At 53.5% G+C, this 1,721-nt stretch carries 2 protein-coding genes and 1 pseudogene; all 3 read left to right on the forward strand.

Annotated elements, in window-relative coordinates; genetic code table 11:
• Window positions 1-885 (forward strand): VENN motif pre-toxin domain-containing protein (locus tag A1830_RS21200; RefSeq protein WP_197473290.1); only part of this gene is annotated, 885 nt, incomplete at its 5' end.
• Window positions 875-1,129 (forward strand): hypothetical protein, encoded by a 255-nt coding sequence (locus A1830_RS22525; RefSeq protein ID WP_156484941.1) that lies wholly within the window; start codon window positions 875-877, stop codon window positions 1,127-1,129. The genes A1830_RS21200 and A1830_RS22525, both read left to right, overlap by 11 nt.
• Window positions 1,130-1,145: 16 nt before the next feature.
• Window positions 1,146-1,698: pseudogene (locus A1830_RS23875) on the forward strand (hypothetical protein); the annotation flags it as partial.
• Between the last annotated feature and the right edge of the window lie 23 nt (window positions 1,699-1,721).

Raw genomic sequence — 1,721 nt, forward strand, 5'->3', positions numbered from 1 at the left:
CCGGGTAAAACGGTCAGCGAACTGACGGAGACGGAGAAACAGACCATCAGTGCGCTGGGTACGCTGGCGGCGGGCCTGACCGGTGGCGTGGTTGGTGACAGCACGGCGGATGTAGTGGCCGGAGCGCAGGCGGGCCAGAACTCGGTCAATAACAACTTATTTGGTGGTAACGAAGAGGCACAGGCAGAAAAAGCCAGGCAGCATGGCGCAGACGTNAATAACAACTTATTTGGTGGTAACGAAGAGGCACAGGCAGAAAAAGCCAGGCAGCATGGCGCAGACGTACTGTCCTGTACCGATAATCCTTCCGGTGAGGCCTGCCAGCGAGGTCTGGCCGAAAATAAAGCCTATGCGGCCGCACTGGCAACGGGTGGCGTGGCATCCTTAACCGCTCCCGCCCAAGTCATGTGGGCGCTGGGTGCCGGAGTTAACGCAGGTGTTCAGTATGCTGAAGATGGCAAGGTGAATCCGGTTAACTCTGTTGTCGCTGGCTGGACTAACGTTGTCAGTATGGGGAATGGCTTCTGGGGAACTGTAGTCTGGAATGCTGCCGGAGGAGCCTTAACCAATCAGATCAATGGCGATGATCCGCTGACGGGTGCAATAACTAATGGCGCAGGATCGGCGTTGGGTTATGGAGCCGGTAAATTGATCTCATCAGGGACAAATGCGGCGGGTAAATGGATCACCGGTGGCTGGGATCCCAAGTTCAATCCTGATCTGCTGAAATATACTGAAGTTAAAGGACAACTGGGGCTATCTAAGGAAATGCTGCCGAGTAAGCTACCGGGCATAATAGGAAATACAGGTTCATCGATTAGCTCGGAATACAGTAGTGGCGCGACACAGAAAATTATCGGCGAGGTAAATAAAAATGATAAATAATAAGCAATTACAGTGCAGAAAGGCTGTGCTGATGTTACTTATTTTTGTCATGATAGTTTTAGGTGTGATCGCTACTGCTTTATTGGGACGATTACTCCTGTCAACTATATTGTGGTTTTTAACTGGCACATTTGATATGTCATGGAACGACGTTTTACATGGAATTAAACTTGGTTCTGTTGGCGGATCAATATGTGGAGCGGGGATAATTTTAGCCCGAATATTCAAAATAAAAGGCTTTTAACTTCCACTGAGAAGAGCTGAGCCGCGATGTTGAGAATGCGAATCCGGGTCTGGCGGAGATATTTGATAAGGAGAAGGAGCAGAACCGGCTGAAAGAGGCGCAGCTGATAGGGGGAGATAGGGAGTCAGGTTGCGGATATTGCAAGGACCCAGGGTGAAATCGAGGGGCTGAAAGCGAAGAAAGATCCGGCTGCCCTTCAGGCCGCCAGAGAACAACTCGCCGGTCAGGGTAACCTNAATCCTACCGACAAGCAGATAGCCGATCAGGCTTACAAAACGGCGATGGCCCCTTACGGCACCGGCAGCGCGTTGCAACAGGGGATCCAGGCGGCCACGGCGGCGATACAGGGCCTGGCGGGCGGAAATATCGGCCAGGCCATCAGTGGTGCGGCATCGCCGTATCTGGCCGAGCAGATCCACAAACTGACCGAAGGCAATCCTGAAGCGCAGGCAATGGCCCACGCGGTGGTCGGTGCGGTAACCTCGTATGCGGCCGGTAGCAGCGCCCTGGCAGGTGCAGCAGGCGCGGTCAGCGGCGAACTGATGGCGCAGCTGGTGATGAATCAGCTGTATCCGGGTAAAACGGTCAGCGA

Origin of the sequence: Erwinia sp. ErVv1, from assembly GCF_900068895.1 — a bacterium.
Classification (GTDB): domain Bacteria; phylum Pseudomonadota; class Gammaproteobacteria; order Enterobacterales; family Enterobacteriaceae; genus Erwinia.